The following is a 25765-nucleotide window of genomic DNA, read 5'->3' on the forward strand; positions in this document are numbered from 1 at the left end:
GCCGGCGGGGCGCCGGTGCCGAGGCCGCTGGGCGGGTGCTGGTCCGGCCGGGTTCCGCGCCGCGGTTACGTGTCCTGCGTCGATGCGGTGATGGCGGTCGCGTCGGCGGATCAGTGATACGGCGTACACGCAGAATCACGAACATTCATCCGTGCAAATGTACTTGCATTCGTAATTGTCGCCGTGAAACACACGTGCAATGCGCCGGTTGCACATTGTTGGGGATATGGCTAATGTGTCCGCATCCTGGTTACGTACATGTGATGTGGTCCGGGTGCGAGCGTGTACTGCGGGGAGGAATGCGGTAGATATCGGACAAGGGGGAACAAAGATTGGTATTCGATGACAACGAATTCTGCATCGGTGAATTTTCGAGGATTTCGGGGTAGGGATATCGCGACCGGTGCCGGTAGGCCCGCGCTGCTGTTCAGCGCGGTCACCACCGCAATGCGGATGCGGCCGTACACGACCGTGTCGACCGCGCACGACAGCCGGACCTTCGGCGATCTACTCTCCGACGTGACCGACAAGGCTGCCCGCCTGGATGCGGTGTTGCGCCGCCCTCGTTCGAGAGTGCTTGTGGCACTGGGGAATTACCCCGGATATGTATCGACGATGCTGGCGTTGCTGGCACGCGGTGATATCCCGGTGCTCGCCAACCCGGCGCTACCGCTGGCGGCGATGCGCGCTCTGATCGAGGAATGCGGTATCGACGCCGTCATCGCCTCCGGACAGGCCGGCGGCATCCGCCTGGACGAGCGGTCGTGGGCGCAGCGCACCGATTTCGACGGCGATCGCCCCGCACTGCACCGTGATACCGAGCTGTGCCGCGTGGCCTCCGCGCCCTCACGGCGTCTGGTCTGCCTCGAGTACTCCGCCACGGCGGTGCTCAATGCGGCTACGGCATGGGTCGGTGCCAGCAAACTCCGCGAAGGCGACCGGACCCTGTGCTTCTCGGGGCTGTTCGGGCGCTTCGGATTTCATGCGGCGACCATACCGACCCTGATTGCGGGCGCCGATCTGGTGCTGCCCGACGGGACGCATGCACCCGGGAACATCCACCGGCATCTGGTCGCGGAAACGCCGACCGTGCTGGTCGCCGAACCCGCGGTGTACCAAGCGATGGTGCAGGGGGTCCGTGAGGACCTGCCGCCCGATGTCGCCGCGGCGCTGCGCGGGCTGCGGTTGCGCTTGTCGCCGCACTCGGTCGCCACCACCGTGGCCCAGCGGGTCCGGGCCGTCTCCGGGCCGATCACCATCTGCTACGGCCTCGACGAGACCGGTCCGGTCGCCTACGGCTTCGACGCTGCCGACGGTGGTTCGGGGGTGCATCTGTTGTCCGGGGTGCGGATGTCGTCGCGCTCCACCGACGGTGAGCAGTTCGCCCAGGTGCACACCAAATCCCAGGCGACGACCTATCTCAACGAGCCCGGTGAATTCGACCGATCCATCAGCGGCGACGGCAGCTATCTGAGCCGTAGCCTGGCAGGGCTTCCCAGCTCTGTGGTCGCTGCTTGTTGAACAGAAAAGGTGCCTGTCCGCGCGAATCCTAGCTGATGGCACCGGCTTTGCCCAGCTGAGTGGCGCGAAACCTTTATGCCATGCTAAGAGTCTCGTCGTGTTCTGGTCTGTTCGTGCTCATCCGCGCTGTCCCGTGTCATCGTCGGCACCGTGTTGCCGGCTGCGGCATCCGGCGTGCTGACCGGAGAGCCGAAGATGGTCACCGCAGACGGTGTGCTGAGCGGAGAAGCTGCGGGCATGGCTGTGTCCGCCGCGGCCGGACCGGACTCCACGAAGACCCGCGCCGCGCCGACTTCGCAGACCCGACCGGGGTACCGCAACGATCTCGACGGGCTGCGGGGCATTGCCATCGCCCTGGTCGTCGTGTTTCACATCTGGTTCGGCCGGGTGTCCGGCGGCGTCGACGTCTTTCTGGTGCTGTCCGGATTCTTCTTCACCGGGCTGCTGGTGCGGCGTGGCGAAAAGGGTGCGGTCGGTATCGGATTCACCGTGCGCCGCACCCTGCGGCGGCTGCTCCCGGCCATGGTGGTGGTGCTGGCGGCCGTCGTCGGCGCGACCGCATACTTCCGTCCCTACACACAGTGGGACGATGTCGCCGCGCAGGCCATGGCCTCGCTGCTGTACTACCAGAATTGGCAACTGGCGACGAGCTGGTCGGACTATCTGGCCGCCGACCCCTCGGTGAGCCCACTACAGCATCTGTGGTCGATGGCGGTCCAAGGCCAGTACTACCTGCTGTCTCTGCTCGTCGTGGCGGCGGTCGCGGCGATCCTGCGGCGCACCGGCCACAGCGCGCGATTGCGCCCGGTGCTGGGTGCACTGGTCGTGCCGGCCGCGGTGGCTTCACTGCTGTACGCGACCCACGGGGCGGCGACCCAGCAGGGCTGGAACTATTACGACAGCGGTGCCCGCCTGTGGGAGCTGCTCGCCGGTGCCGCACTGGCGCTGGTCGGCCCCGCCCTGACGCTGCCCCGGTGGCTGCGTGGGGTGACCGCGCTACTCGGCGTGGCCGGCGTGGTGGCCTGTGGCTGGTTGATCGTCAACGGTGCGAACGTCTATCCGGGACCGGCGGCGCTGCTGCCGGTGCTCGCCGCCGTCGCGGTGATCATCTCCTGCAACAACGTCGCCGCCGACGAGATGCCCTGGCCCAACCGGCTGCTGGCCTCGCGGACCGCGCAGTGGCTGGGCAATGTCGCCTATCCGCTGTACCTGTGGCACTGGCCGCTGCTCATCTTCTACCTCGCCGAAACCGGACGGCCCCATGCGGGATTGCGGGCCGGCGTCGCCGTCGTGGGGGTCTCGCTCGCGCTCGCCTGGGCCACCCACCGCCTGGTGGAGCAGCCGCTGCGCCTGGGGGCACGTAGCGCGGCGGAATTCGGCTCGTCGGTGGCCTATCGGCGCACCGCCGGGGTGGCGGTCGTACTGGTCGCGGTCGCGCTGGTCGCGACCACGACGACATGGCAGTTCGGGGTGGCCGAACGGCAGCCCGCCCCCGCGGAACACGGACTCGACCCCGTGCTCTACCCGGGGGCGGAGGCGCTGGCCGCGGGCGCGGCGACGCCGGCAGCACCGATGCGGCCCACCGTATTACAGGCGCCGGGCGAGCTACCGCCCCCGACCCGGGACGGCTGTATCGCGGATTGGAACACTCGCGACGTGGTCACCTGCACCTACGGTGACGCCACGGCGACCCGGACCATCGCCGTGGTCGGCAGCTCACACGCCGAGCACTGGCTTCCGGCCTTCCAGGACCTCGCTGCGCAGCATTCGTTCCGGATCCAGGTATATCTGAAGATGGGGTGTCCGCTGACCCTGTCACTCGATGCCCCCTATATGGGGCAGAACAACCCGGACTGCCGCGACTGGTCACAGGCTGCCATCGATCGGGTCGCCGCCGACCGCCCCGATTGGGTGTTCACGACGGGGACGCGGCCCGCACCGGAGGGCGGCGGCGACGAAACACCGCCGCAGTATCTGGACGTGTGGTCGGCCCTGGCCGAGCGGGGCCTCAACGTGATCGCCGTCCGCGACACCCCCTGGTTGAGCCGGGCCGGTGTCGCCTATGATGCCGCCGACTGCCTTGCCGGTGGGGGCACCGCGGTCGGATGCGGGATGCTGCGAGCCGATGCGCTCGATCCGGTGAACCCCGCGCTCGAACCCGCCTCGCGCTATCCCAACATCTTCCCGATCGATCTCACCGACGCCTTCTGCGATGCGACGGTCTGTCCGGTCGTGGTCGGAAACATCCTCGTGTATCACGACTCCCATCACTTGACCTCCAGCTATTCACATTCGCTGGCGGGTGCTCTGGGACGAGCGCTGCAACCCGTGCTTCACTGGTGGTAGCGCCGCACCTCATGTAACGCAGCACCATCGCGGCTCGAATATCGGTACGTTTGTAACGAGTGGCTCGAGCTGGGGAGGTGCCCGCGCGTCATGGGGGTTGTACAGAGTTTCACGCGGCGTTGGGCGATGGCCATGGCTGTGGTCCTGGCCGTCGCCGCCGGACTGATCGGGTTCGGCGCGGTGGATCCGGCCACGCCTACCGGCACCGCCGTGCCGATGGCTCCGATTCCGGGAGTAATCGCCGCGGCGGGCACACCGCTCCGGATCGCCTACGGCAGCGAGCCCGACACCGTCGGCGACCTGTATCTGCCGTCGCCGGGCCTGGTCTCCGGGTCGTCGGAACGGTACCCGGTCGTGGTGCTGATCCACGGTGGCGGCTGGTCGCAATACCGAAATCTCGGCCAATTCGAGCCGCAGGCCCGGCAATTGGCCGCCGCCGGTGTGGCGGTCTGGAATATCGAGTACCGCCGGCTCGGCGGTGCCGGAGGTTGGCCGGTGACCTTGACCGATGTCGCCGATGCCGTCCGCGCGCTGCCGACGGTCGTGCAACAGCGTGCCGGGGGCAGGCTGGACCTCGGGCGGATCCACATCGCCGGCCACTCCGCGGGCGGGCAACTCGCGGCGTGGGTCGGAGGCCGGGCCGCCGCCGGTCACGGACTGCCGCATATTCGTGGGCTGGTTCTGATGTCGGCGGTGCTGGACCTGCGTTACGCGGTCAACCACGGGCAGGACGGTTTCGCGCGCAGGCTGCTCGGTGGCCGCCCGGACGAGGTTCCCGATCGATACCAGTTCGCCTCGCCGATCGCGAATCTGCCCGCCGGAACGCACATCACCGCACTGCACGGCGGAGCAGATCCGGTGGTACCGGTCGGTCAGAGCAGCGCCTATGTCGAGGCGGCACGCGCAGCGGGGAACGCAGCCGAATTGCACGTCCTGCCCGGTGTCGGGCACGCGGAATTCACCGATGCCGGTTCACCGGCGTGGGCGGCGGCGCTCGCGGCAATCCTCGCTCAGGTCACGCTGGGGTAGTGGGGTCCGCGGCAGCGGCGCCGGGGGAGCCGGCGGTGTGGCTGTCGCCGTCCGGGTGCTCGGTCGGCGCGTCGTCGCGCGGTTCGGTGGACAGGGTGCCGGTGCCCGCGTTGGCGAGGGAGTCGAGTTCGGCGCGCAACCCGGCGACCTCGCCGGCCAGTTCGTCGCGCAGTTGTTCGCGTTCGGCGAGGCTCTCGCGCAACGAGTCGATCGTCTCGTTCATGAACGCGAGGCGGCGGTCGGCGCCCTCGAGATGCCATTCCAGGACCGACCGGCGATCGACATCGGTGCTGGACCGGCGCACCCACTCCACCAGGTAGTCGAGCCACTTCGGCTGCTTCGGCATGGGGGTGTCGTCGTCCCAGCCGCGGCGCAGAGCCGGCTTGGTGGACAGGACGTGTTCGTGGTCGCGACCGTCGACCGGGGCGATCAGCTGCACCGAACTCAATTTGCCGGCACTGGTCACCACGGCCTTGACCCGATAGCGCCCGGCCAGATGCATTCTGAGCTCCGCGGTACCGCGGCCGTCGGCGTCCATGGCGCCCAGCCACGGCCCCTCCGCAGCGCTCAGGATTGCTTCGAGGATGCCGATCTGGCCGACGCCGCGACGCAACCGGGTCGCGTGCTTGCGCAGCTCATCGGGGGTGGCGGTCATCTGATCCCAGTGCATACCCACGAACATAGTGGGCCGGGCTCGCGGGGTTCCCCACCTCCGGGGAAGTGGGGAACCGTTCGAACCGCCGTGCGGATGTCCGGAAACTACTCCGAAACTACTCTGAGGGTGCGGTGGCCTGCGCGCTTCCGCTGACCAGCGACTGGATCAGATCGGTGAGGGCGGTCGTGGAGGAACCGGTGCCGGAGGGATCGGGCTCACCGGGGGCCACCACCGGGGTCGCGGAGGCGGATGTATCCGCTGCCGCGGCAACACCCGCACCACTGCACAGGACGGCCGCGGTAGCGGCACCGATCAGGGTGAGGGTTCCGATTTTGCTCATTCGGATATTTTCCTATCGCATGATGTGAAATGTGGATGCGGCTGCCGCATGGACCAATTCACTACACCCGTCCCGGGAGCGACAGCCCCGAGTATCCGGGGCACGGCCGCGCCGTCGCCGGCCACCGCCGCGTCGCGCCTCGCTGTGGGCGTCGAATCCGGGTGGATCGCTACGATCGGGCTACCATCGAACGCATGAGCAACGAGCCGGGTATCGCCGACGCGCCGATCGTCGTCGCCGCGGACGGATCGTCGTCATCGCTGGCAGCCGTCGCCTGGGCCGCGCGGGATGCGGCGCTGTTCGGATGCCCGCTGCAGATCGTCCATTCGATCGCGATCCCGGCCGGGTTCGGTCCCGGGCTGGCGGCCGGAACCGCACAGCCGGACTGGCTACGCACCGACGGCGAGGAAATCCTGACGCGAGCGAGTGCGGTGGCCCGCGACGCCGGCGGGCCGGACCTCGAGATAGACGCCGAGCTCGGCCTGGAATTGATCATCGGTGACCTGCTGGTGCGGTCGCGCAGCGCGCGGCGGCTGGTGGCGGGTAGTCGCGGGCGCGGTGCGGTGCAGCGCGGGCTGCTGGGCTCGGTGGCCTCGGCTCTGGTGCATCATGCGGAGTGCCCCGTGGTGATCGTCAAGGCGGACTCCGCGACCGATGCGGCTCGGGCGGATCGTCCGGTCCTGCTCGGTGCGGACCGTTCGGCGCACAGTGAACCCGCGGTCGAGGCCGCTTTCGCCGAGGCGAATCGGCGCCGGGTGGAACTGGTGGCTCTGCACTCGTGGAGCGACACGACCAGCCTGGACATCTCGATGTTCGGCTGGGACACCATCGTCAAGGCCGAACACGGCATGCTCGCCGAACAGCTGATGCCGTGGCGGCAACGCTACCCGGAGGTCACGGTCACGCTGCAGGTCGTGCGGGACAACCCGGCGAAATCGCTACTGGAACACTCCGATTCGGCGCAACTGGTGGTCGTCGGCCACCGGGGCCGCGGTGGTTTCGCCGGCATGCTGCTCGGTTCGACCAGTGGGTCGCTGCTGCATTCCGTCGAATGTCCGATCATGGTGGTGCGCCGCTGACCGGCGGACCACCACCCGTTACGAGGAGAAACAACTCATGTGTGTCCCGACCCCTTGCTCCACCTGCGGTAAGACCACCTGGTCGGGCTGCGGTGCCCATATCGACGAGGTCCGTGCCGCGGTTCCGGCCGACCAGTGGTGCGCGGGCCATCCGGAGGCCACACCGAGCGCGCACTGAACACATCGCGTGCTGTCCTGCGCCGAGATCAGGCCCGGCGCGCGCTGAGGGCTTGTCGAGGGCTACCGCACCCGGTTGACCGGGCGCACTCCTGCCGAGGGTTTCTCACCGGGTTGCCCCGGCATGTCGATGCCGCAAGGGGATTCGGGTGCTCTGGCAAACCGTCGGCGTGCGCCGGCGAGTGCAGTAGCTCGTGCCAAGGCAGTGATGCGGTCTGCCGGGCTGTCATAGCTGTCTCGTACAAGTGACCAGTACGGCCGAGGTGGGCCAGGTGTGTCGTGGAGCGTGCGAAACGCCTGGCGTACAAGTGGTTTCGGTGGGAGCACCGCCATTCGGGCGAGATGTTCGGCGTCGGCCGCCGCCACTCGATAAGTGATGTAGTTCACATTTTGGTCGAGATTCCGACTTTTCCGGTGAAAACGCTTTCCAACAGCTTTGCGTTGTCTTTACTATTGGTAGCGTTGTGCCGCCGCGCCTGGTGAGTCCGGTTTCAGCGTGGCCGCAACGGTTTCGCGCTCTCTGCTTTCGATGCCAGCACATGTTCCACCGATGAACCGACCTCCCTCCGGGGTCGGCGAAGGAGAAATATGTCCACCGACACCGACACGGCCCGCCGCATACCCTTCGGGCTCGCGACCGTGCTCCGGCACGATGTTCCCGCCTCCGTGGTGGTCTTCCTTGTTGCTTTACCCCTGTCCATCGGTGTGGCCGTGGCGACGGGCGCCCCCGTGGCCGCCGGGCTGATCGCGGCGGTAGTCGGCGGCTTGGTGGCCGGCCTGTGCGGTGGTTCGGTACTGCAGGTCAGTGGTCCGACCGCCAGTCTCACTGTTGTCGTCGCCGAATCGATCCATCAGTTCGGCTGGGCTACAACCTGTTTCATCACCGTGCTGGCGGGTGCACTGCAGGTGGCCTTCGGGTTGAGCCGGATCGCGCGGGCTGCCCTGGCCATCGCCCCAGTGGTGGTCCATGCCATGCTCGCCGGAATCGGCATCGTGATCGCGCTACAGCAGGTGCACGTGCTGCTCGGCGGTGAGGCGCTGAGTTCGTCGTGGGAGAGCATGACCGAGCTGCCGCATCAGCTGACCGTGCTGCACGGTGGTGACGCGCTGGTCGGCGCGGTGGTGATCGTGGTGATGCTGGGTTGGCGCTATCTGCCGGGACGGATCCGGGCGGTGCCTGCACCACTGGCGGCGGTCGTGGCGGCGACCGCGCTGGCGATGGTGGTACCCACCAGTGTCGAGCGCATCACGCTGGACGGGTCGCTGTTCGACGCGATGGCGTTACCCACACTGCCGCAAGGGAATTGGAGCGCGGTGGTGTTGACTGCCGTCACCATCGCGCTGATCGCGAGCGTGGAGACGCTGCTGTCGGCGGTGGCGGTGGACCGGCTGCGGCCCGAGTACCGCACCGATCTCGATCGCGAGCTCCTCGGTCAGGGGGTGGCGAATGTGACCTCCGGCCTGCTCGGGGGCCTGCCCGTGGCGGCGGTGATCGTCCGCAGTATCACCAACGCCAAGGCGGGAGCGCGCACCAAGGCGGCCACGATGCTGGCCGGCGTCTGGGTGCTGGTGTTCTCGGTAGCGCTGGTGGCCGTGGTGCGTCAGATCCCCAAGGCGGCGCTCGCCGGGCTGTTGATCGTGATCGGCATCGGACTGGTGAAATTGGCGCATATCCGGCTCGCCCGCCGCGCCGGCGACCTGATCGTCTACGCCACCACGGTGTCGGTGGTCATCTTCGGGAATCTACTGCTGGGGATGGCAATCGGACTGGTTCTGTCGGTGGGTCTGCTGATCTGGCGGGTGGTGCGCGTGGTGATCGTGGCGGCGCCGACCGGCAACGGTACGGGGTGGCTGGTCGTCGTGGACGGTTCGGCCACCTTCCTCGCGCTGCCGCTGCTGACGGCGCGGTTGGCGAGGATTCCCGCCGGGGTGCCGGTGACGGTGGAACTGACGGTCGACTATATCGATCATGCCGTGTCCGATGCGTTGCACGAATGGGCGGACCGTCACGAAAGTCTCGGCGGCACTGTGTTGTTCGTCGAGATGGGTGCGGTCCGGATTGCCGATCTGACCAGTGGGCCACCGGCGCGCGGTCAGGTGCGGCGCATGCTCGACGATATTCTCGGACCGTGGCGCCACACCGCCCGCACGGATCGGATTGCGGCCGGTATCGCCGCGTATCACGGTGGTCATGCCCACATGATGCGCCCGCATCTGGACGAGCTGCGCCATACTCAGGATCCGCACTCGTTGTTCGTCACCTGCGCGGATTCGCGGATCGTGCCGAATGTGATCACCGCCAGCGGTCCTGGCGATCTGTTCACGGTGCGCAATATCGGCAACCTGATTCCGGTCGACGGGCGCGACACCTCGGTCGAGGCGGCGCTGATCTACGCGCTGGACAAACTCGACGTGCGCTCGATCGTGGTGTGCGGGCACTCGGGCTGCGGCGCCATGGAGGCACTGTGTCACGACCTGCACACCGGTCCGGGACTCGACCACTGGCTCGCTCACGGCCGACCGGCGCTCGAACGGTTTCGGGCCGGTCATCCGGTGGCGACCGCGGCCGCGGCGGCGGGCTTCGGGGAGGTCGATCAACTGGCCATGGTGAACGTCGCCGTGCAACTCGAGATATTGGCGAATCACCCGCTGGTGCGGGCCGGTATCGATGAGCGTGGCGTGGTGCTGTCGGGGTTGTTCTTCGATATCGGCACCGCCCGGGTCCTCACGATCGGTGTGAACGGAATCACCGGTGGTGACGGGGTGCCGCTGCCCGCGGGCACCCTGGTCTGAACGAGTTCCCAGCGGAGGTGAATGCGGGTCGGGGTGGAGGGTCGAGAATAGGGGTGTGACTGCAGTCACCCGGGTGGCAAATAGTGTCCGAGGCTAAAGAACCTTTTCTAAGTCTTTGCTTAGTCTTTACTATTACGGTTGCCCTTGCTTCCGGCTTGCTGTTGGACAACGGAGTCACGCAGCTGAATTCGATGCCTGGAGAACATGTTCGACCGACCGGCCCGTCACCTGGCCGGTGAAGGAGCAACCATGTCCACCGACACCGTCATCACGCCCAGACCCTCGGCCCCACCAGGCAGCGGGTGGCAAGACCGGATGAGATCGGTGCTTCGGCACGATCTGTCCGCATCCGTCGTCGTATTTCTCGTCGCGTTACCACTGTCGCTGGGAATCGCGGTCGCCACCGGCGCACCCGTCGCAGCAGGACTCATCGCCGCCGCCGTGGGCGGCATCGTCGTGGGGACCCTGGGGGGTTCGATACTTCAGGTCAGCGGACCGGCTGCCGGGCTGACCGTGGTCATGGCCGAAATCATCACCCAGTACGGCTGGAAGACCACCTGTTTCATCACCGTCTGTGCGGGCGTGCTGCAGATCGTGTTCGGCCTGAGCCGGATCGCGCGCGCCGCGCTGGCCATCGCACCCGTCGTGGTGCACGCCATGCTTGCCGGCATCGGTATCACCATCGCGCTGCAGCAGGTTCATGTCCTGCTCGGTGGCGATTCGGAGAGCAGTGCCTGGGCCAATATCGCCGGCCTGCCCGATCAGCTCCTGAACCTCAGCGGCATCGATGTGATCATCGGTGGCCTGGTCATCGCCATCATGCTGGGCTGGCGCTACATGCCCGCCAAGATCCGGGTGGTACCGGGCCCGCTGGTCGCGATCCTGGTCGCGACCGCGCTGTCGCTGGTCGTCCCCGCCGATCCCGCACGCATCACCATGAGTGGTTCGCTGTTCGACGCGATCGGCCTGCCGTCCCTGCCGCAGGGCGACTGGGCCGGGGTGGCCATGGCCGTGCTCACCGTTGCCCTGATCGCGAGTGTGGAAAGCCTGCTGTCCGCGGTGGCCGTGGACAAGATGCACTCCGGTAAGCGCACCGATTTCGACCGGGAACTGATGGCCCAGGGCACCGCGAACGTGACCTCCGGCCTGATCGGCGGCCTACCGGTCACGGGTGTGATCGTGCGCAGTGCGACCAACGTCGCGGCCGGTGCGCGTAGTCGTGCCTCGGCTCAGCTGCACGGTGTGTGGATCCTGCTGTTCTCGGTGGCCCTGGTCGGAGTGGTCGAACAGATCCCGAAGTCGGCGCTGGCCGGACTGCTCATCGTGATCGGCATCCAGCTGGTGAAGCTGGCGCATATCCGGATCGCGCGGCGGACCGGCGAACTCGTCATCTACGTGCTGACCGCAGCGTCGGTCGTCTTCTTGAATCTGCTCGAAGGCGTGCTGATCGGGCTGGCCGTGGCCTTCGCGCTCCTGTTGTGGCGGGTGGTGCGGGTATCGGTGAGCGTCGGGCCGGTGTCCGGCACGGACCGCTGGCTGCTCGCCATCGACGGCAGCTGCACCTTCCTGGCGTTGCCGACGTTGTCGCGCCGACTGGCAGAGGTACCCGCGGGGGTCGACGTCACGGTGGAACTCACCGTCGACTTCCTCGACCACTCCGCCTACGAGACCATCCACTCGTGGGCCCAGCAGCACGAAACCACCGGCGGCAGTGTCGAATTCATCGAGATCGGTACCGCCAGGATGGAGCACGCCGAGGTGGCGCCACCGCGGCGTGGTCGGCCGCGGCGGCTGCTGGACGAGGCACTCGGCCCGTGGCGCTCCGGCAGCGCCGAGACCCCCGGAAACGCCAATGCGGTGACCGCGGGTGTGGCCGCATATCACCGCAGCCATGCCCATGTGGTGCGGCCGCATCTGGACGAACTGCGCACCGGGCAGGATCCGGATTCGTTCTTCCTGACCTGCGCCGACTCGCGGATCGTGCCGAACGTGATCACCAACAGCGGCCCGGGTGACATGTTCACCATCCGCAACATCGGCAACCTGGTCCCGGCGCGGGGCACCGACGTTTCGGTCGACGCCGCACTGAGCTTCGCCCTGGAACAGTTGTCGGTGCGCAATGTGGTGGTGTGCGGGCACTCGAGTTGTGGCGCGATGAATGCCCTGCTGGCCGACTGCTCCGCCGGTCCCGATATCGACGACTGGTTGGCCCACGCCGGTCCCGCGCTGCAGCGCTACCGCGGCGGACATCCGGTGGCCGCGGCCGCGGAAGCCGCCGGCTACGGTGCCGCCGACCAGTTGAGCATGGTCAACGTGGCGGTGCAGATCGAGACGTTGAGTAACCATCCAGTGGTGTCGCGGGCGGTCGCCGAGCGTGGCGTGGTGTTGTCGGGCCTGTTCTTCGACATCGCCACCGCACGGGTCCTCGAGGTCACCGCGACCGAGATCGTCGAGATCACCGGCGCCGAGCGGCCCGGAATATCGGTACCGGATCCGGCCCACGCCTGATTCGGTTTCCGGTGCGCGAGTTCGGCGGCCCGACAGCCGAACTCGCGCACACCCTGCGGGCATTCCGGCCACCCGAGGTGAACTCCGGCGCGCCTGACCGATACGACGGTCACCGCCGATACGCTGTTCGCCGCACCCACGCGGTCGTCGGCCCCCCGATTGCCCGAGCCGCCGCGGCGGATCCGATGTGATCCGCCGCGGCGGTCCCGTGTGAGCGGCGCTTGCGGTCGCACCGAGGCGACGGGCGCGGGTGGGTGCCATGGTGGAAGTGACGCATGCGGTGGATCGATGTGGATCGGAGTCGGATGAACATGGTCGCGCAACCGGTGCAGCCGGGCGTACAGCCCGAAACGGTGGCCGGGACCCAGCTTGTCGAGCCTGCCTGGCTCTCGGAGCGGATCGCCGATATGGGCATCTCCTGGGGCACCGGCAACTCCCGGATCTCGGGCACCCTGTGGTGGTGTATGACCGCCTCGGCATTGGTGGATCCGATCGTCGAGGCCTACGCCACCGGCGTCGCGCCGCTCGACCCCACCCTCGAGCGGCTCCGATGCGAGATGCGTCCCGACGGTGGCATCGAACGCATCGTGGGGGCTCCCGTGGCCGGGAACGATCACACGGCGGGTGCGATGCTGCGGGAGACGCTGGACCGGGTGGTGCCGGTGCTGGCGCAGGTGACCGGGGCGGGCGCCGCGGCGCTGTGGGCGATCGTGGCCGATGCGATCGGTAACCGGGCGATCGACGCCGGTGCCCCCGCGGTGGCCGGTGTGCTCGCCGGGCAGGTGGGACAGCGCCTGCCGCGTCCCCGCTTCGTGGATATCGCATCGCGCACCTTCGTGCGCCGGATCTCCTGCTGCGTGGTGTTCGAGGTGCCCGGTTGCTCGATGTGCACCAGCTGTCCCAAACGTCCGGCCGCCGAACGCGAGCACTTGCTTGCCGAAGCGGCACGGCGCCGGTGAACACGCACCGCATTCGCCGGCAGGGGAGGATCGGATGGAGCCCGGGCCGTCGCGGCCGGACCATCGGCACGCGGGCGGTACTGTCCCGATAGCATAGGTCGCACCGGTCCCGAATCGCCGACCGGCCTGGAACGCGTTTCCAGAATGCGGGCCCGGCCCGCACCTGCGGGCATCAGTCCGCAGACAACGCCGCGGGCGAGTGTCCGGGGCGAGCACACCGACAGTTCTAAGGAGAGCGCAGCCGTGACCACCTCAGCCCGCACCACCCCCGCCGCCCTCGTCCGGGTGCCGGCCGGGACGACGGCGGGCGCCGCGGTGCGCGAAGCGGGCCTGCCCACCAAGGGCCCCGGCACCATCGTCGTCGTGCGCGACGACGAGGGCAATCTCAAGGATTTGTCGTGGCAGCCGGAGACCGATGTCGAGGTCGAGGCCGTGACCGCCGACTCCGAGGACGGGCGCAGCGTCATTCGCCACTCCGCCGCCCACGTACTGGCTCAGGCGGTGCAGCAGGAGTTCCCGGAGGCGAAGCTGGGCATCGGCCCGCCGGTCAAGGACGGCTTCTACTACGACTTCCAGGTCGAACGGCCCTTCACCCCCGAGGATCTCGCCAAGCTCGAGTCCCGGATGAAGAAGATCGTCAAGGGCGCGCAGCGCTTCTCCCGCCGCGTCGTCGAGGTCGAGGACGCCCGGGTCGAGTTGGCGAAGGAACCGTTCAAACTGGAGCTGATCTCCGACAAGTCCGGTATCGACGATCCGGAGATCATGGAGGTGGGCGGTAAAGAACTCACCATCTACGACAATCTGGATCCCCGTTCCGGGGAAAAGGTCTGGGGCGACCTGTGCCGGGGCCCGCACATTCCGACCACCAAATTCATTCCGGCATTCAAACTGACCCGGTCGTCGGCGGCCTACTGGCGCGGCGATCAGAGTCGTGAGGATCTGCAGCGCATCTACGGCACCGCATGGGAATCGTCGGAAGCGCTCGACGAGTACCTGCGCATCCTGGAAGAAGCCGAGAAGCGCGATCACCGCAAACTCGGGTTGGAACTGGATCTGTTCTCCTTCCCGGACGAGCTCGGCTCCGGACTGCCGGTTTTCCATCCCAAGGGTGGAATCATCCGCAAGGAACTCGAGGATTATTCGCGGCGTCGCCATATTGCCGCCGGCTACGAGTTCGTCAACACCCCGCACATCACCAAGGGCCACTTGTTCGAGGTCTCGGGCCATCTCGACTGGTATCGCGAGGGCATGTTCCCGGCCATGCATCTGGACGCGGAATACAACGATGACGGCACCGTGCGCAAGCCCGGCCAGGACTACTACGTCAAGCCGATGAACTGCCCGATGCACAATCTGATTTTCCGCTCCCGGGGCCGGTCCTATCGGGAGTTGCCGTTGCGACTGTTCGAATTCGGTTCGGTGTACCGCTACGAGAAGTCCGGTGTCGTGCACGGGCTCACCCGCGTGCGCGGAATGACCCAGGACGATGCGCACATCTACTGCACCAAACAGCAGATGCATGCCGAGCTGACGACCACCCTGCAATTCGTGCTGAGCCTGCTGCGCGATTACGGTCTCGACGATTTCTATCTGGAGCTGTCGACCAAGGATCCGCAGAAATTCGTCGGCTCCGACGAACTGTGGGAGGAGGCTACCGACACCCTGCGGAAGGTGGCGACCGATTCGGGCCTGGATCTGGTACCCGATCCCGGCGGCGCCGCGTTCTACGGGCCGAAGATCTCCGTTCAGGCCAAGGATGCGCTGGGACGCACCTGGCAGATGTCGACCATCCAGCTCGACTTCAACCTGCCCGAGCGGTTCGGCCTGGAATACACCGCCTCGGACGGCACCAAGCAGCGTCCGGTGATGATTCACCGCGCACTGTTCGGCTCCATCGAGCGGTTCTTCGGTGTGCTGACCGAACACTATGCGGGTGCCTTCCCGGCCTGGTTGGCGCCCGTGCAGGTGGTCGGCATTCCGGTGGCCGACGCCTTCACCGGCCACCTGGACGCGGTGGTCGAGCAATTGCACGCGCACGGGGTGCGCGCCGAGGTCGACCGTGGCGACGACCGCATGCAGAAGAAGATCTTCAACCACACCGCGCAGAAGGTGCCGTTCATGCTGCTGGCCGGCGAACGCGATGTGAACGCGGGCGCGGTGAGTTTCCGGTTCCGGGACGGCACCCAGGTCAACGGCGTACCCGTGGCCGATGCCGTGGCGACCATCGCCGACTGGATTTCCCGGCGCGACAATACTTCGCCGAGTGCGGAAGGATTCGAGGTCCGGACGGGTGGAGCATGACTGAAGGTGTGGTGGAAGAGGCTGTGACACAACAGGACCCGGGGACACAGCAGGATCCTGGACACATCGTCGACACGGGTGCCGGTGATCCGGACCGGCTGCAGCGGCTGTGGACGCCGTATCGGATGTCCTACATCACCGGTGCGGTGTCCGATCGCGACAGTAGCGACGACGGAACCACCTCGGCGGGGAAGAAGCATCCCTTCACCGAGATCCCGAAGATGTCGGACGAGGACGGTCTCGTGATCGCCCGCGGTGAATGGGTTTTCGCGGTACTCAACCTGTATCCGTACAACCCCGGCCACATGATGGTGGTGCCGTATCGGCGGGTGGCCGACCTCGAGGATCTGACCATCGAGGAGAGCACCGAACTGATGGCTTTCACCCAACGCGCGATCCGGGTGATGAAGCGGGTATCGCGTCCGGAAGGGTTCAACGTCGGACTCAATCTCGGTGGCGTGGCCGGTGGCTCGCTGGCCGATCACCTGCATCAGCACATCGTTCCGCGGTGGAGCGGGGACGCCAATTTCATCACCGTCGTCGGCGGAGTGAAGGTGATGCCGCAGCTGCTCCGCGAGACACGAGCACTGCTGGCCGGGGCGTGGCACGAGTCGAAGGAAGTCGAGTAGCGTGCTGAGCATCTTCGGTCGGGCCACCTTCGCCAAGGCGACCGCACCGCTGGGGCGGGCGCTGGTGAGCACCGGACTCACCCCCGACGCGATGACGCTGATCGGCACCACCGCCTCCATCGTGGCCGCGGTGACGCTGTTCCCGACCGATCACCTGTTCTGGGGCACGATGGTGATCTGGCTGTTCGTCATGTTCGACATGCTCGACGGTGCGATGGCCCGCGCCCGCGGTGGTGGCACGAAGTACGGCGCCGTGCTCGACGCCACCTGCGATCGGGTCGCCGACGGTGCCATCTTCGGTGCGCTGGCCTGGTGGTCGGTGTACCACGAGCACAGCAAACACCTGTTCGTGGCGTCGCTGGTGGTGCTGGTGACCTCGCAGGTGATCTCCTATGCCAAGGCTCGGGCCGAGGCCAGCGGGTTGTCGGCCGACGGCGGCATCATCGAACGGCCGGATCGGCTGGTCATCGTGCTGGTCGGTGCCGGATTCACCGGTATCGGTGGCTATTTCGGGGTCGAGTGGCTCACCTACGCGGTGTACGTCTCGATGTACATCCTGGCCGTATTGAGTATCGTCACCGTCTTCCAGCGGGTGCTCGCGGTGCGGAATTCGGCCGGGGCGCGCGACGTGATCGCGCCGGCGCCCGCGACCGGCACCGATGCAGCGAAGTGAGGGTGGTACTGGCGTGACGCAGTGGAAGGCGGCGTTGACCGATGCCGCGTACGCGGCGGGCTGGCGGCTGGTACGCGCTCTACCCGAAGCGACCGCGCGTCGCTGGTTCGACGCCGGGGGCGGCTGGGCGGCGCGGCGTGCCAATCGTGCGGTGCGCAGCGGCGGTGAGCCGGATCAACTGCGCCGCAATCTGGCCCGGGTGCTCGCGGTGGATCCACACGAGGTTCCGGACGAGTTGATCGTGGCCTCGATGCGTTCCTATGCCCGTTATTGGCGTGAGGCGTTCCGGCTGCCGACCCTCGACCACACGGCGTTGGCGGATTCACCGCTGATGCCCCCACCCGCGGGCCTGGAACATTTGGACGCGGCACTGGCCCGGGGGCGAGGCGCGATCTTCGTGCTGCCACATTCGGGCAATTGGGATATGGCCGGAATGTGGCTGGTGCAGCATTACGGCAGCTTCGCCACGGTCGCCGAACGGCTGCAGCCGGAGTCGCTGTTCGAACGCTTCGTGGCCTACCGGGAGAGTCTGGGGTTCGAGGTGTTTCCGCTCAGCGGCGGCGAGCAGCCTCCGTTCGGGCAGTTGGCGCAGCGGTTGCGGGACAACAAGGTGGTGTGTCTGATGGGGGAGCGTGACCTGACCGGTAAGGGGGTGCCGGTCGACTTCTTCGGCGAGCGCACCTGGATGCCTGCCGGTGCCGCGAAGCTGGCCGTCGACACCGGCGCGGCACTGCTGCCCGTACATGCCTGGTTCACCGTCGACGAACGAGGCCGGGAGGGCTGGGGTCTGAAAACCGGTGCACCGCTGGATGTCTCGCGCGGCGTGGCCGATGCGACACAGCAGCTCGCCGACTGCTTCGCGCGCAATATCGCCGAACATCCCGCGGATTGGCATATGCTGCAGCCGCTGTGGGAGGGCGACCTGTCCTCCCCGCGGCTCGATCGGATCGCCGCTGCTCAGGCGGCGCTCGCCCGGAGTGAGTCGGCGCGGGACACGACGTCATGAGAATCGGCATGGTCTGCCCGTACTCGTTCGACGTACCGGGTGGCGTGCAGTCGCATGTCGTGGAGCTGGCCGAGGTGCTCATCGAGCGAGGGCACAAGGTCAGCGTGCTCGCGCCGGCCGGTGAGGACGTCGACCTACCGGATTTCGTCGTCTCGGCCGGTAAGGCGGTCGCGATTCCGTACAACGGGTCGGTGGCCCGGCTGTCGTTCGGGCCCACCGCCTATACCCGGTTGCGCCGCTGGATCGCCGACAACGACTTCGATGTGCTGCACGTCCACGAGCCCAACGCACCGAGTATCTCGATGCTCGCGCTGAAGGTGGCCGAGGGGCCGATCGTGGCGACTTTTCACACCTCCACCACGCGGTCGCTGGTCCTGGCGACGTTCCAGGGGGTGCTGCGGCCGTATCACGAGAAGATCAGTGGGCGGATCGCGGTGTCGGAGTTGGCGCGGCGCTGGCAGGTGGAGGCCTTGGGCAGCGATGCGGTGGAGATCCCCAACGGCGTCGACGTTCCCGCGTTCGCCCACGCGCCCACCCTGCCCGGTTATCCGCGTACCGGTGGGACGGTGTTGTTCCTCGGCCGCTACGACGAACCCCGGAAGGGGATGGCCGTGCTGCTGGGTGCACTGCCGCAGCTGGTGGCCCACCATCCCGAGGTGCAGATCCTGATCGTCGGCCGCGGCGACGAGGACCGGCTGCGCCGGGAGGCGGGCCGGCATGCGGACCGGCTGCATTTCCTCGGCCAGGTGTCGGACGAGGAGAAGGCCTCGGCCATGCGCAGCGCCGACGTGTACTGCGCACCGAACCTGGGTGGCGAGAGTTTCGGCATCGTGCTGGTGGAGGCGATGGCGGCCGGAACCGCCGTGGTGGCCAGTGAGTTGGATGCCTTCCGGCGGGTATTGCGCGACGGGACCGCGGGCGTGCTGGTGCCGATCGGCGATTCCGCGGCGCTGGCCGCCGCGGTCGACGAACTGCTCACCGACCGTGCCCGGCGCGAGGATCTGGTTCGCACGGCCAACCAGGTTGTGGGCGAATATGATTGGCCGGTCGTGGCCGAACAGATTTTGCGGGTGTACGAGACGGTGACCGTCGGCGACATCCGGGTGAGGACCGCCGGATGATCACTTTCTCCGCGACGACCATTCTGGTCCTCGCGCTGATCGCGGCCATCGTCATCGCCCTGGGTGTGTGGGCGTACTCCACCGCGAACCGGCTCGATCGCCTGCACGTGCGCAGCGATCAGGCCCGTGACGCGCTCGAGGCGGCGCTGTCGCGGCGGGCGGTGGTGGCTCGCACGGTCGCGATCTCACTGGCCGGGCCGATCTCCGATACTGCTGCCGTGGACCAGGCGGGCCGGTTGACGGCACTGGCCGATCGGGCCGAGCGAGCGGACTGGAGCGACCGCGAAACGGTCGAGAATCAGCTGGCCGCCGCGCTGTCGGCGATCGACATCACCGCACTGCGGCCCCAGCTGGTGGCCGAGCTCGCCGATGCGGAGGCGCGGGTACTGATCGCGCGCCGCTTCCACAACGATGCGGTACGCGACACCCTGGCGCTGCGCACCCGGCGACCGGTGCGCATGTTGCACCTGGGTGGTACCGCACCGCTGCCCGGCTACTTCGAGATCGCGGAACGGGTGACCGCGGCGGCGACGACCGGGCTCGAGGTCGATACCGTCCGCACTTCGGCCCGGGTGGTCCTGCTCGACGAACAGGACCGGATCCTGCTGATGCGTGGCCACGACCCCCAGACCCCCGGCGCACCGTTCTGGTTCACCGTCGGTGGCGGGGTCGAGACAGGGGAGACGTTGCGGACCGCGGCCGTGCGGGAAGTCTGGGAGGAAACCGGACTCGCGCTCGATTCGACACTGCTGCGCGGTCCGATCTGGCGGCGGGTGGCGGTGTTCCCGTTCAACGGCGAACTGATTCGTTCCGAGGAGCTGTTCTACGTCGCCCGGGTCCGAGCGTTCGACCCCGCGGCGGCCGATCCGACGGTCTGGGAACGCCGCTGCGTCACCGCCTACCGCTGGTGCCTCCCGCCGGATATCGCCGAACTCGATCGGATCGGCGAAACGGTGTACCCGTACCATCTCGACACCCTGCTGGCCGAGGCGGTCACCGCTGCCGGTGCCGATGTCGATCCCGAGGTGCGATCGATCCGTTGACCCGGATACGGCTCACGCCCGGTCGATCTCGACCATGTAGAAGTCGGCCTTGGCCGCGCCGCAGTCCGGGCAGGACCAGTCGTCGGGGATATCGTCCCACCGGGTGCCCGGGGCGATACCGTCCTCGGGCCAGCCCAGTGCCTCGTCGTATTCGAAACCGCACTGAATGCATTGGAACAGCTTGTAATCGCTCATGTCAGCGTCCTTCCGGGACGAGTTCGAAGTCGAGCTTCTCGCGCACACCGCAGTCGGGACAGCACCAGTCGTCGGGAACTTCCGCCCAGGCCGTGCCGGCCGGAAAGCCTTCGCGCGGTGCGCCCGTCGTTTCGTCGTAGACGAAATCGCAGACGGGACAGGTGTATCGAGACATCAGTGCGCTCCGTATCGGGCGAGAATCCGGCTGCGCCGGGCCGGCTGGATATTGACGCGGGTGATATCGCCGGCATAGTGCGCCAGCACCCGGTGATCCATCACCCGCCGCCACAGCGGCGGGCAGTAGGCCACGGTGATCATGCTGGCGTACCCGCTGGGCAGGTTCGGCGCGCCGTCCATGCTGCGCAGGATCTGGTAGCGCCGGGTGGGGTTGGCGTGATGGTCGCTGTGGCGCTGCAGGTGGTACAGGAAGATATTGGTGACGATGTGGTCGGAGTTCCAGCTGTGCTCCGGGGTGCAGCGTTCGTAGCGGCCGGATTCGGTGCGCCGCCGCAGCAGGCCGTAATGCTCGAGATAGTTCACCGTCTCGAGCAGGGAGAACCCGTAGACCGCCTGTAGCACCAGGAACGGCAGCACGACCGGTCCGAACACCGCCACCAGAACACCCCACAGCACCACCGACATCAGCCAGGCGTTGAGCACGTCGTTGTGAATCGACCACGGCCGCTTACCCATTCGTTGCAGCCGAGTCTTCTCCAGTGACCACGACGAACGCAGGCCGCCCCATACACTGCGGGGCAGGAAGGTCCAGAAGGATTCACCGAACCGGGCGCTGGCGGGGTCGGCGGGGGTGGCGACGCGGACGTGGTGGCCGCGATTGTGCTCGATGTAGAAATGGCCGTAGCAGGTTTGGGCGAGGGTGATCTTCGACAGCCACCGCTCCAGGTGCTGCTTCTTGTGACCGAGTTCGTGGGCGGTGTTGATGCCGACACCACCCATGACACCGATGCTGAGCGCCAGCCCGATCTTCGACGCCAGTCCGAGCCCGCCGTCCATGCCCAGCCACGACAGGTCCGAGGCGCTCCACAGGTAGCACGCGAAGACCAGGCTGATCAGCTGGAACGGGATGTAGGCGTAGACGCAGTAGCGGTAGTAGCGGTCGGCCTCCAGCTGCGCCATCACCTCCTCCGGTGGATTCTGGCCGTCCGGGCCGAAGAAGCGATCCATGATCGGTAGCAGGACGTAGACCAGCAGGGGACCGATCCACCACCAGACGGGGGCGACGGGGTCCCACCCGAGCTGATGGAACGCCCACACCGCGACCGCGGCGATCAGCACTGCAGTGGGCGCAACCAGGCCGAACAGCCAGAAATAGCGTTTGCGGTCGCGCCACTGCGGCGTCGCTGCCGGCTCGCCGATTCGAGACGTGGTCACGGAGTTCTCCTCACTTGCGGCGAGCGGGTGCCCTGCCCGGGAGTCGCTGGGCGGGCCCTCACCTGCGAGTATTTACAGTTTGTAGGAAAGTGTCTCAATTGAAGACAGATGTCAGCGGATTGTCAATACCCGAACACTCTCGGCGACGATGTAGCATCGGCGTCATGGCTTCCGCGCCGAACTTCCACTCCGATATGCGCCGTCTGCTGCGCGAGCGCATCATCGGCGCCGCGCGCGAACTGGTGTGCACCGAAGGCTGGGGCGCGGTGAACATGTCCCGGGTCGCCAAGATGGTTGGTGTCAGCCGGCCGGTGCTCTACAAGGAGGTCGGCACCAAATCGGACCTGGCCGATCTGGTGATCGCCCACGAGGTGGACCTCTTTCTCGCCGGTATTGCCGAACAATTGTCCGTCCATCCCGGGGATCTGCTCGCGGGCCTGGATGCCGCGGTGGACTTCACCCTGCGCGCCGCGGCGGACAATGTGCTGCTGAAGGCCGTGCTGTCCGGGCGTTCGGCGCCCGACACCGCGCTGCTGCCCGCGTTGACGACCGAACCGGAACCGGTGCTCGGACGAGCGATCGTGGCGGTGACGGCGGCCGTGCGGGCGAGTTACGGCCTCCCGGCGGTATCCGACGAGGAGTTGAAGGCGGCACTGGAATCCGTTGTGCGCCTTGCTCTGAGTCATCTTTTCCAGCCCACCGGACCCACCGAACGGGCGCGGGAGCAGATTCGTGTGGTCACCTCCGGGCTGTTCACATCGCTGCCGATACCCGGTTGATCCCGCAGTTCTCGGCACACGGCCGCCGGTACTGTGCTGCCCGGTGCACGACCGCGTGTCACCGGTTGCGGCACGGTCGCAACTGCGCCGTCCTCCTCGCGCTGTGCCGTAGCTCACGATCGGTTAGGGTCGGAAACGGTTTGCCGCCTTCCGAATCCGGCGAACCGGTGTGTGGAGGTGAGGTACCGAATGCATATGTCCTATCTGCTGTACGACTTCCTGCTGCCGTATATGGGTGAGCAGGCCGCGACGTACTGGGCGCAGCTGTTCGTCGTCGACCCGATCTGAGCGTCCGGGCCGGGGTGCCGGTCGGTTCGGACCGGTACCCCGTAACGGCGGTGTTGCGGCGCCACCTCCGGTGCGTGCAGGATCGTGTCGCCGCTCACCAGTCCAGTGGTCCCGGACTGGCTATCAAGTGCCCTGATCGGGGCGCCTAGAATCGAGGGTGTTCGCATCGCTGTGATGCTGCTCGTACCGATCCCCGATTATCAGGAGTTTGCCCGTGACAACGCCCGACACCACCTCGACGACCGGTACCGCACGTGTGAAGCGCGGGATGGCCGAGATGCTCAAGGGCGGGGTGATCATGGATGTCGTCACCGCCGATCAGGCCAAGATCGCCGAAGATGCGGGTGCGGTCGCGGTGATGGCTCTCGAGCGTGTCCCCGCCGATATCCGCGCCCAGGGCGGCGTGGCACGCATGAGCGATCCGGACCTGATCGACGGCATCGTGAACGCCGTCTCCATTCCGGTCATGGCCAAGGCGCGTATCGGTCACTTCGTGGAGGCGCAGATTCTGCAGAGCCTCGGCGTCGACTACATCGACGAGTCCGAGGTGCTGACCCCCGCCGACTACGCCAATCACATCGATAAATGGCAGTTCACCGTGCCGTTCGTCTGCGGCGCCACCAACCTGGGTGAGGCGCTGCGCCGCATCACCGAGGGTGCGGCCATGATCCGCTCCAAGGGTGAGGCAGGCACCGGTGACGTCTCCAACGCCACCACCCATATGCGCAAGATCCGCGGCGAGATCCGTGCCCTGCAGGCGCTGCCCGCCGATGAGCTGTTCGTCGCGGCCAAGGAGCTGCAGGCGCCCTACGAGCTGGTTCGCGAGATCGCCGAAACCGGCAAGCTGCCGGTGGTGCTTTTCACCGCCGGTGGTATCGCCACCCCCGCCGACGCCGCCATGATGATGCAGCTCGGTGCCGAGGGTGTCTTCGTCGGCTCCGGCATCTTCAAGTCCGGCAACCCGGCCGAGCGTGCCGCCGCGATCGTGAAGGCCACCACCTTCCACGACGACCCGGACGTGCTGGCGAAGGTGTCGCGTGGTCTCGGTGAGGCCATGGTCGGCATCAATGTCGAGGAACTGCCGGAGCCGCACCGCCTCGCCGAACGCGGCTGGTGATCTGCACGCGGCAATCGCGCACGAACTGAATACCTGTGGCCGGGCCGCCCGATCGTCGGGCGGCCCGGCCGTCGTATGCCACCGGTGAGGGGCCGGTGCGTCAGCTGTGCGCGGCCGGTGCCCCGCGCCGTGCGACCTTCTCGACGGCCGCCGCGGTAACCGGGGTGAAGAAATTGACGAGGTTGCCGTCCGGGTCGCGGACCAGCAGCGATCGGTTACCCCACGGCATCGTGGTCGGCGCGGCGACCACGTCGGTATCGGTACCCGAGACGTCGCGATACAGCCGGTCGACGTCCTCGACGAGGAATTCGATGATCACGCTGTGGTTGTCCGCCGGGCGGGCGGACCCGGGCGCGAACAGCGCAACCGTGTGCTCACTGCCGATGGCCAGTGTCGCGGTGGGGGTGTCGAGTTCGGCGAAATCGGGAGTCGCCCACTGTGCCGCAATGCCCGTCACCTGCTCGTAGAACGCGACCGAACGCGTGATGTCGCCGGTGATGATGCGGGTCGAGACGAAGTTCATCTGCTTCTCCTTGCTGGTAGGAACGCTGTCCTTCGCAGCGTAGGAAAAATACCGGACAGAATCGGCCCGGTATTCGCGATAATGTCGGACCATGTCGCGTCCCGCCGGTCGTGTCCTGGCCCTCCTGGAGTTGTTGCAGTCGGGCGGTCTCCGGACCGTGGCCGAACTCGCCGAACGGCTCGGCGTCGACGAGCGCACGGTGCGGCGCTACGTGGATCATCTGATCGATCTCGACATCCCCGTCGAATCGGTGCGCGGGCGGTACGGCGGATACCGGCTCGCCTCCGGCTATCGCCTGCCTCCGCTGATGTTCACCGACGACGAAGCGGTGGCCGTCGTACTAGGCCTGCTGGCAGGCTCCGGGCTGGGCCTGGCCCCGGCCGATGCGACGGCCGCCGAGACCGCTGCGGCGAAGATCCGCCGGGTACTGCCCGCACGGGTCGCCGACCGCCTCGACGCCCTGGTGCACACACTGGATTTTCCTACCGCCGCAGGCGATTCCACCACACCGGACGCCGGGATCCTGCTCACCCTCGCCGATGCCGTGCGCTACCGGCGGCCCGTGGTCCTGCGGTACACCGACCGGCACGGCCGGCACAGTGAGCGCACCGTGCATCCGGAGGGAATCGTCGCCCACGCGGGCCAGTGGTACGTCACCGGAAACGATCCCGGACGCGGCGAGGACCGGACCTTCCGGCTCGATCGCATCGCCGACGCCAGAACCGGGCCCGGCTCGTTCCCGGCCTCGACCACGCCGGTGTCGGCGGATCACATGGTCGCGAATTTCGCTGCCGCCGAGTACCGCTACCGGGTGACGGTGCGGGTATTCGCTACCGTCGCGCGGATCCGCTCCCGGCTGCCGGCCACCGTCGCGATACTCGATGCCCCCGATGCGGTGGCGGATCCCGGGGTCGAGTGCTGGCGGCGGGTCGAGATACGGGCGGAGCAGCTCGACTGGCTGCCGCCGGTCCTGGCCGCCCTCGACCGCCCGTTCGTGGTCGACGGGCCGGAGGAATTGCGCGAGCAGGTGCTCGCCTTCGCCGACCGGCTCACCGCCTCCGCGGTCCGCCGTACTGCAAGGGCCGCCGAGTAGGTACTGCCGCCGGTTCGAATTCACGAGCCCGGGCGCGCCGCTACCCGTTGTCGCTGCCTGCCCAGGTATCACCGATGGTTGTGCAGGAAGGGAGTAGCGGGCTCGGGTGTGTCCATCGAATGCGCGCCCCTGCCCGGGGTGATCCCTGGCTCGGTGCCGGAACAGCAGGGTAATACCCTGTTTCCGCAAGCCGTAGGG

The 25765-nt window shown here is 67.4% G+C and carries 23 protein-coding genes; 17 read left to right on the forward strand and 6 right to left on the reverse strand.

What is annotated here, in order from left to right; genetic code table 11:
* The first annotated feature begins 342 nt into the window (after window positions 1–342).
* The 3 genes from NV2_RS11895 (at window position 343) to NV2_RS11905 (ending at window position 4896) form a co-directional block, all read left to right on the forward strand.
* Window positions 343–1521 (forward strand): AMP-binding protein, encoded by a 1179-nt coding sequence (locus NV2_RS11895; RefSeq protein WP_084474423.1) that lies wholly within the window; start codon window positions 343–345, stop codon window positions 1519–1521.
* 237 nt (window positions 1522–1758) lie between these two features.
* A complete protein-coding gene (locus NV2_RS11900; protein WP_067872505.1) occupies window positions 1759–3867 on the forward strand; it encodes an acyltransferase family protein in 2109 nt (702 codons plus the stop codon).
* A gap of 90 nt (window positions 3868–3957) precedes the next feature.
* On the forward strand, window positions 3958–4896 hold the full coding sequence (locus NV2_RS11905) for an alpha/beta hydrolase family protein (RefSeq protein ID WP_067872021.1): 939 nt from the start codon (window positions 3958–3960) through the stop codon (window positions 4894–4896).
* Here NV2_RS11905 and NV2_RS11910 read toward each other — a convergent pair.
* Together NV2_RS11910 and NV2_RS11915 are read right to left on the reverse strand one after the other, a co-directional pair.
* Window positions 4883–5566 carry a hypothetical protein gene (locus NV2_RS11910; protein ID WP_157102869.1) on the reverse strand — a complete coding sequence of 228 codons (684 nt, stop codon included), beginning with the start codon at window positions 5564–5566 and terminating at the stop codon, window positions 4883–4885. The two genes, NV2_RS11905 and NV2_RS11910, sit on opposite strands and share 14 nt — an antisense overlap.
* A gap of 100 nt (window positions 5567–5666) precedes the next feature.
* Window positions 5667–5891 (reverse strand): hypothetical protein, encoded by a 225-nt coding sequence (locus tag NV2_RS11915; RefSeq protein WP_067872023.1) that lies wholly within the window; start codon window positions 5889–5891, stop codon window positions 5667–5669.
* Window positions 5892–6085: 194 nt separating this feature from the next.
* On the opposite strand from NV2_RS11915, the gene NV2_RS11920 reads away from it, so the two are divergent.
* The 11 genes from NV2_RS11920 (at window position 6086) to NV2_RS11970 (ending at window position 20180) form a co-directional block, all read left to right on the forward strand.
* A complete protein-coding gene (locus tag NV2_RS11920) occupies window positions 6086–6970 on the forward strand; it encodes a universal stress protein (protein ID WP_067872509.1) in 885 nt (294 codons plus the stop codon).
* Between the two features lie 37 nt (window positions 6971–7007).
* Complete coding sequence (locus NV2_RS31720) at window positions 7008–7148, forward strand: DUF8730 family Cys-rich protein (RefSeq protein WP_168436120.1); 141 nt, start codon at window positions 7008–7010, stop codon at window positions 7146–7148.
* A 587-nt stretch (window positions 7149–7735) separates the two neighbouring features.
* Window positions 7736–9940: a SulP family inorganic anion transporter gene (locus tag NV2_RS11925; protein WP_067872024.1), complete on the forward strand. Its 2205-nt coding sequence runs from the start codon at window positions 7736–7738 to the stop codon at window positions 9938–9940.
* 249 nt (window positions 9941–10189) lie between these two features.
* Window positions 10190–12448: a SulP family inorganic anion transporter gene (locus NV2_RS11930; protein ID WP_067872512.1), complete on the forward strand. Its 2259-nt coding sequence runs from the start codon at window positions 10190–10192 to the stop codon at window positions 12446–12448.
* 275 nt (window positions 12449–12723) lie between these two features.
* On the forward strand, window positions 12724–13407 hold the full coding sequence (locus tag NV2_RS11940) for a (2Fe-2S)-binding protein (RefSeq protein ID WP_245662561.1): 684 nt from the start codon (window positions 12724–12726) through the stop codon (window positions 13405–13407).
* Window positions 13408–13650: 243 nt separating this feature from the next.
* Window positions 13651–15708 carry a threonine--tRNA ligase gene (thrS, locus tag NV2_RS11945; protein ID WP_067872029.1) on the forward strand — a complete coding sequence of 686 codons (2058 nt, stop codon included), beginning with the start codon at window positions 13651–13653 and terminating at the stop codon, window positions 15706–15708.
* Window positions 15705–16337 carry an ATP adenylyltransferase gene (locus NV2_RS11950; protein ID WP_084474426.1) on the forward strand — a complete coding sequence of 211 codons (633 nt, stop codon included), beginning with the start codon at window positions 15705–15707 and terminating at the stop codon, window positions 16335–16337. Before thrS ends, NV2_RS11950 begins: the two co-directional genes overlap by 4 nt.
* 1 nt (window position 16338) lies before the next feature.
* A complete protein-coding gene (pgsA, locus tag NV2_RS11955) occupies window positions 16339–17010 on the forward strand; it encodes a phosphatidylinositol phosphate synthase (protein ID WP_067872032.1) in 672 nt (223 codons plus the stop codon).
* Window positions 16997–18016, forward strand: a complete 1020-nt coding sequence (locus tag NV2_RS11960) for a phosphatidylinositol mannoside acyltransferase (RefSeq protein ID WP_067872035.1) — start codon at window positions 16997–16999, stop codon at window positions 18014–18016. The genes pgsA and NV2_RS11960 overlap by 14 nt, the downstream gene beginning before the upstream one ends.
* Complete coding sequence (locus NV2_RS11965) at window positions 18013–19137, forward strand: glycosyltransferase family 4 protein (protein WP_067872038.1); 1125 nt, start codon at window positions 18013–18015, stop codon at window positions 19135–19137. The genes NV2_RS11960 and NV2_RS11965 overlap by 4 nt, the downstream gene beginning before the upstream one ends.
* Window positions 19137–20180, forward strand: a complete 1044-nt coding sequence (locus NV2_RS11970; protein ID WP_067872521.1) for an NUDIX hydrolase — start codon at window positions 19137–19139, stop codon at window positions 20178–20180. The genes NV2_RS11965 and NV2_RS11970 overlap by 1 nt, the downstream gene beginning before the upstream one ends.
* Before the next feature lie 12 nt (window positions 20181–20192).
* Here the strand turns inward: NV2_RS11970 and NV2_RS11975 are convergent, their stop codons facing one another.
* Genes NV2_RS11975 through NV2_RS11985 form a run of 3 tightly spaced genes read right to left on the reverse strand, consistent with a single transcriptional unit; the run spans window position 20193 to window position 21767 of the window.
* Window positions 20193–20375 carry a rubredoxin gene (locus NV2_RS11975; RefSeq protein WP_067872041.1) on the reverse strand — a complete coding sequence of 61 codons (183 nt, stop codon included), beginning with the start codon at window positions 20373–20375 and terminating at the stop codon, window positions 20193–20195.
* 1 nt (window position 20376) lies between these two features.
* A complete protein-coding gene (locus NV2_RS11980; RefSeq protein WP_067872044.1) occupies window positions 20377–20550 on the reverse strand; it encodes a rubredoxin in 174 nt (57 codons plus the stop codon).
* Complete coding sequence (locus NV2_RS11985) at window positions 20550–21767, reverse strand: alkane 1-monooxygenase (protein WP_067872047.1); 1218 nt, start codon at window positions 21765–21767, stop codon at window positions 20550–20552. The genes NV2_RS11980 and NV2_RS11985 overlap by 1 nt, the downstream gene beginning before the upstream one ends.
* Window positions 21768–21931: 164 nt before the next feature.
* Here NV2_RS11985 and NV2_RS11990 point away from each other — a divergent pair, with 164 nt between their 5' ends.
* Entirely contained in the window at window positions 21932–22546 is a 615-nt protein-coding gene (locus NV2_RS11990) for a TetR family transcriptional regulator (RefSeq protein WP_245662563.1), read from the forward strand.
* A gap of 502 nt (window positions 22547–23048) precedes the next feature.
* A complete protein-coding gene (pdxS, locus tag NV2_RS11995; RefSeq protein ID WP_067872050.1) occupies window positions 23049–23951 on the forward strand; it encodes a pyridoxal 5'-phosphate synthase lyase subunit PdxS in 903 nt (300 codons plus the stop codon).
* Between the two features lie 100 nt (window positions 23952–24051).
* Here pdxS and NV2_RS12000 read toward each other — a convergent pair whose 3' ends face one another.
* Window positions 24052–24474 carry a VOC family protein gene (locus tag NV2_RS12000; RefSeq protein ID WP_067872526.1) on the reverse strand — a complete coding sequence of 141 codons (423 nt, stop codon included), beginning with the start codon at window positions 24472–24474 and terminating at the stop codon, window positions 24052–24054.
* Between the two features lie 91 nt (window positions 24475–24565).
* On the opposite strand from NV2_RS12000, the gene NV2_RS12005 reads away from it, so the two are divergent.
* On the forward strand, window positions 24566–25567 hold the full coding sequence (locus NV2_RS12005; RefSeq protein WP_067872053.1) for a helix-turn-helix transcriptional regulator: 1002 nt from the start codon (window positions 24566–24568) through the stop codon (window positions 25565–25567).
* The last annotated feature ends 198 nt before the right edge of the window (window positions 25568–25765 follow it).

It is taken from the genome of Nocardia vermiculata NBRC 100427, from assembly GCF_001613265.1.
In the GTDB taxonomy this organism is placed as follows: domain Bacteria; phylum Actinomycetota; class Actinomycetes; order Mycobacteriales; family Mycobacteriaceae; genus Nocardia; species Nocardia vermiculata.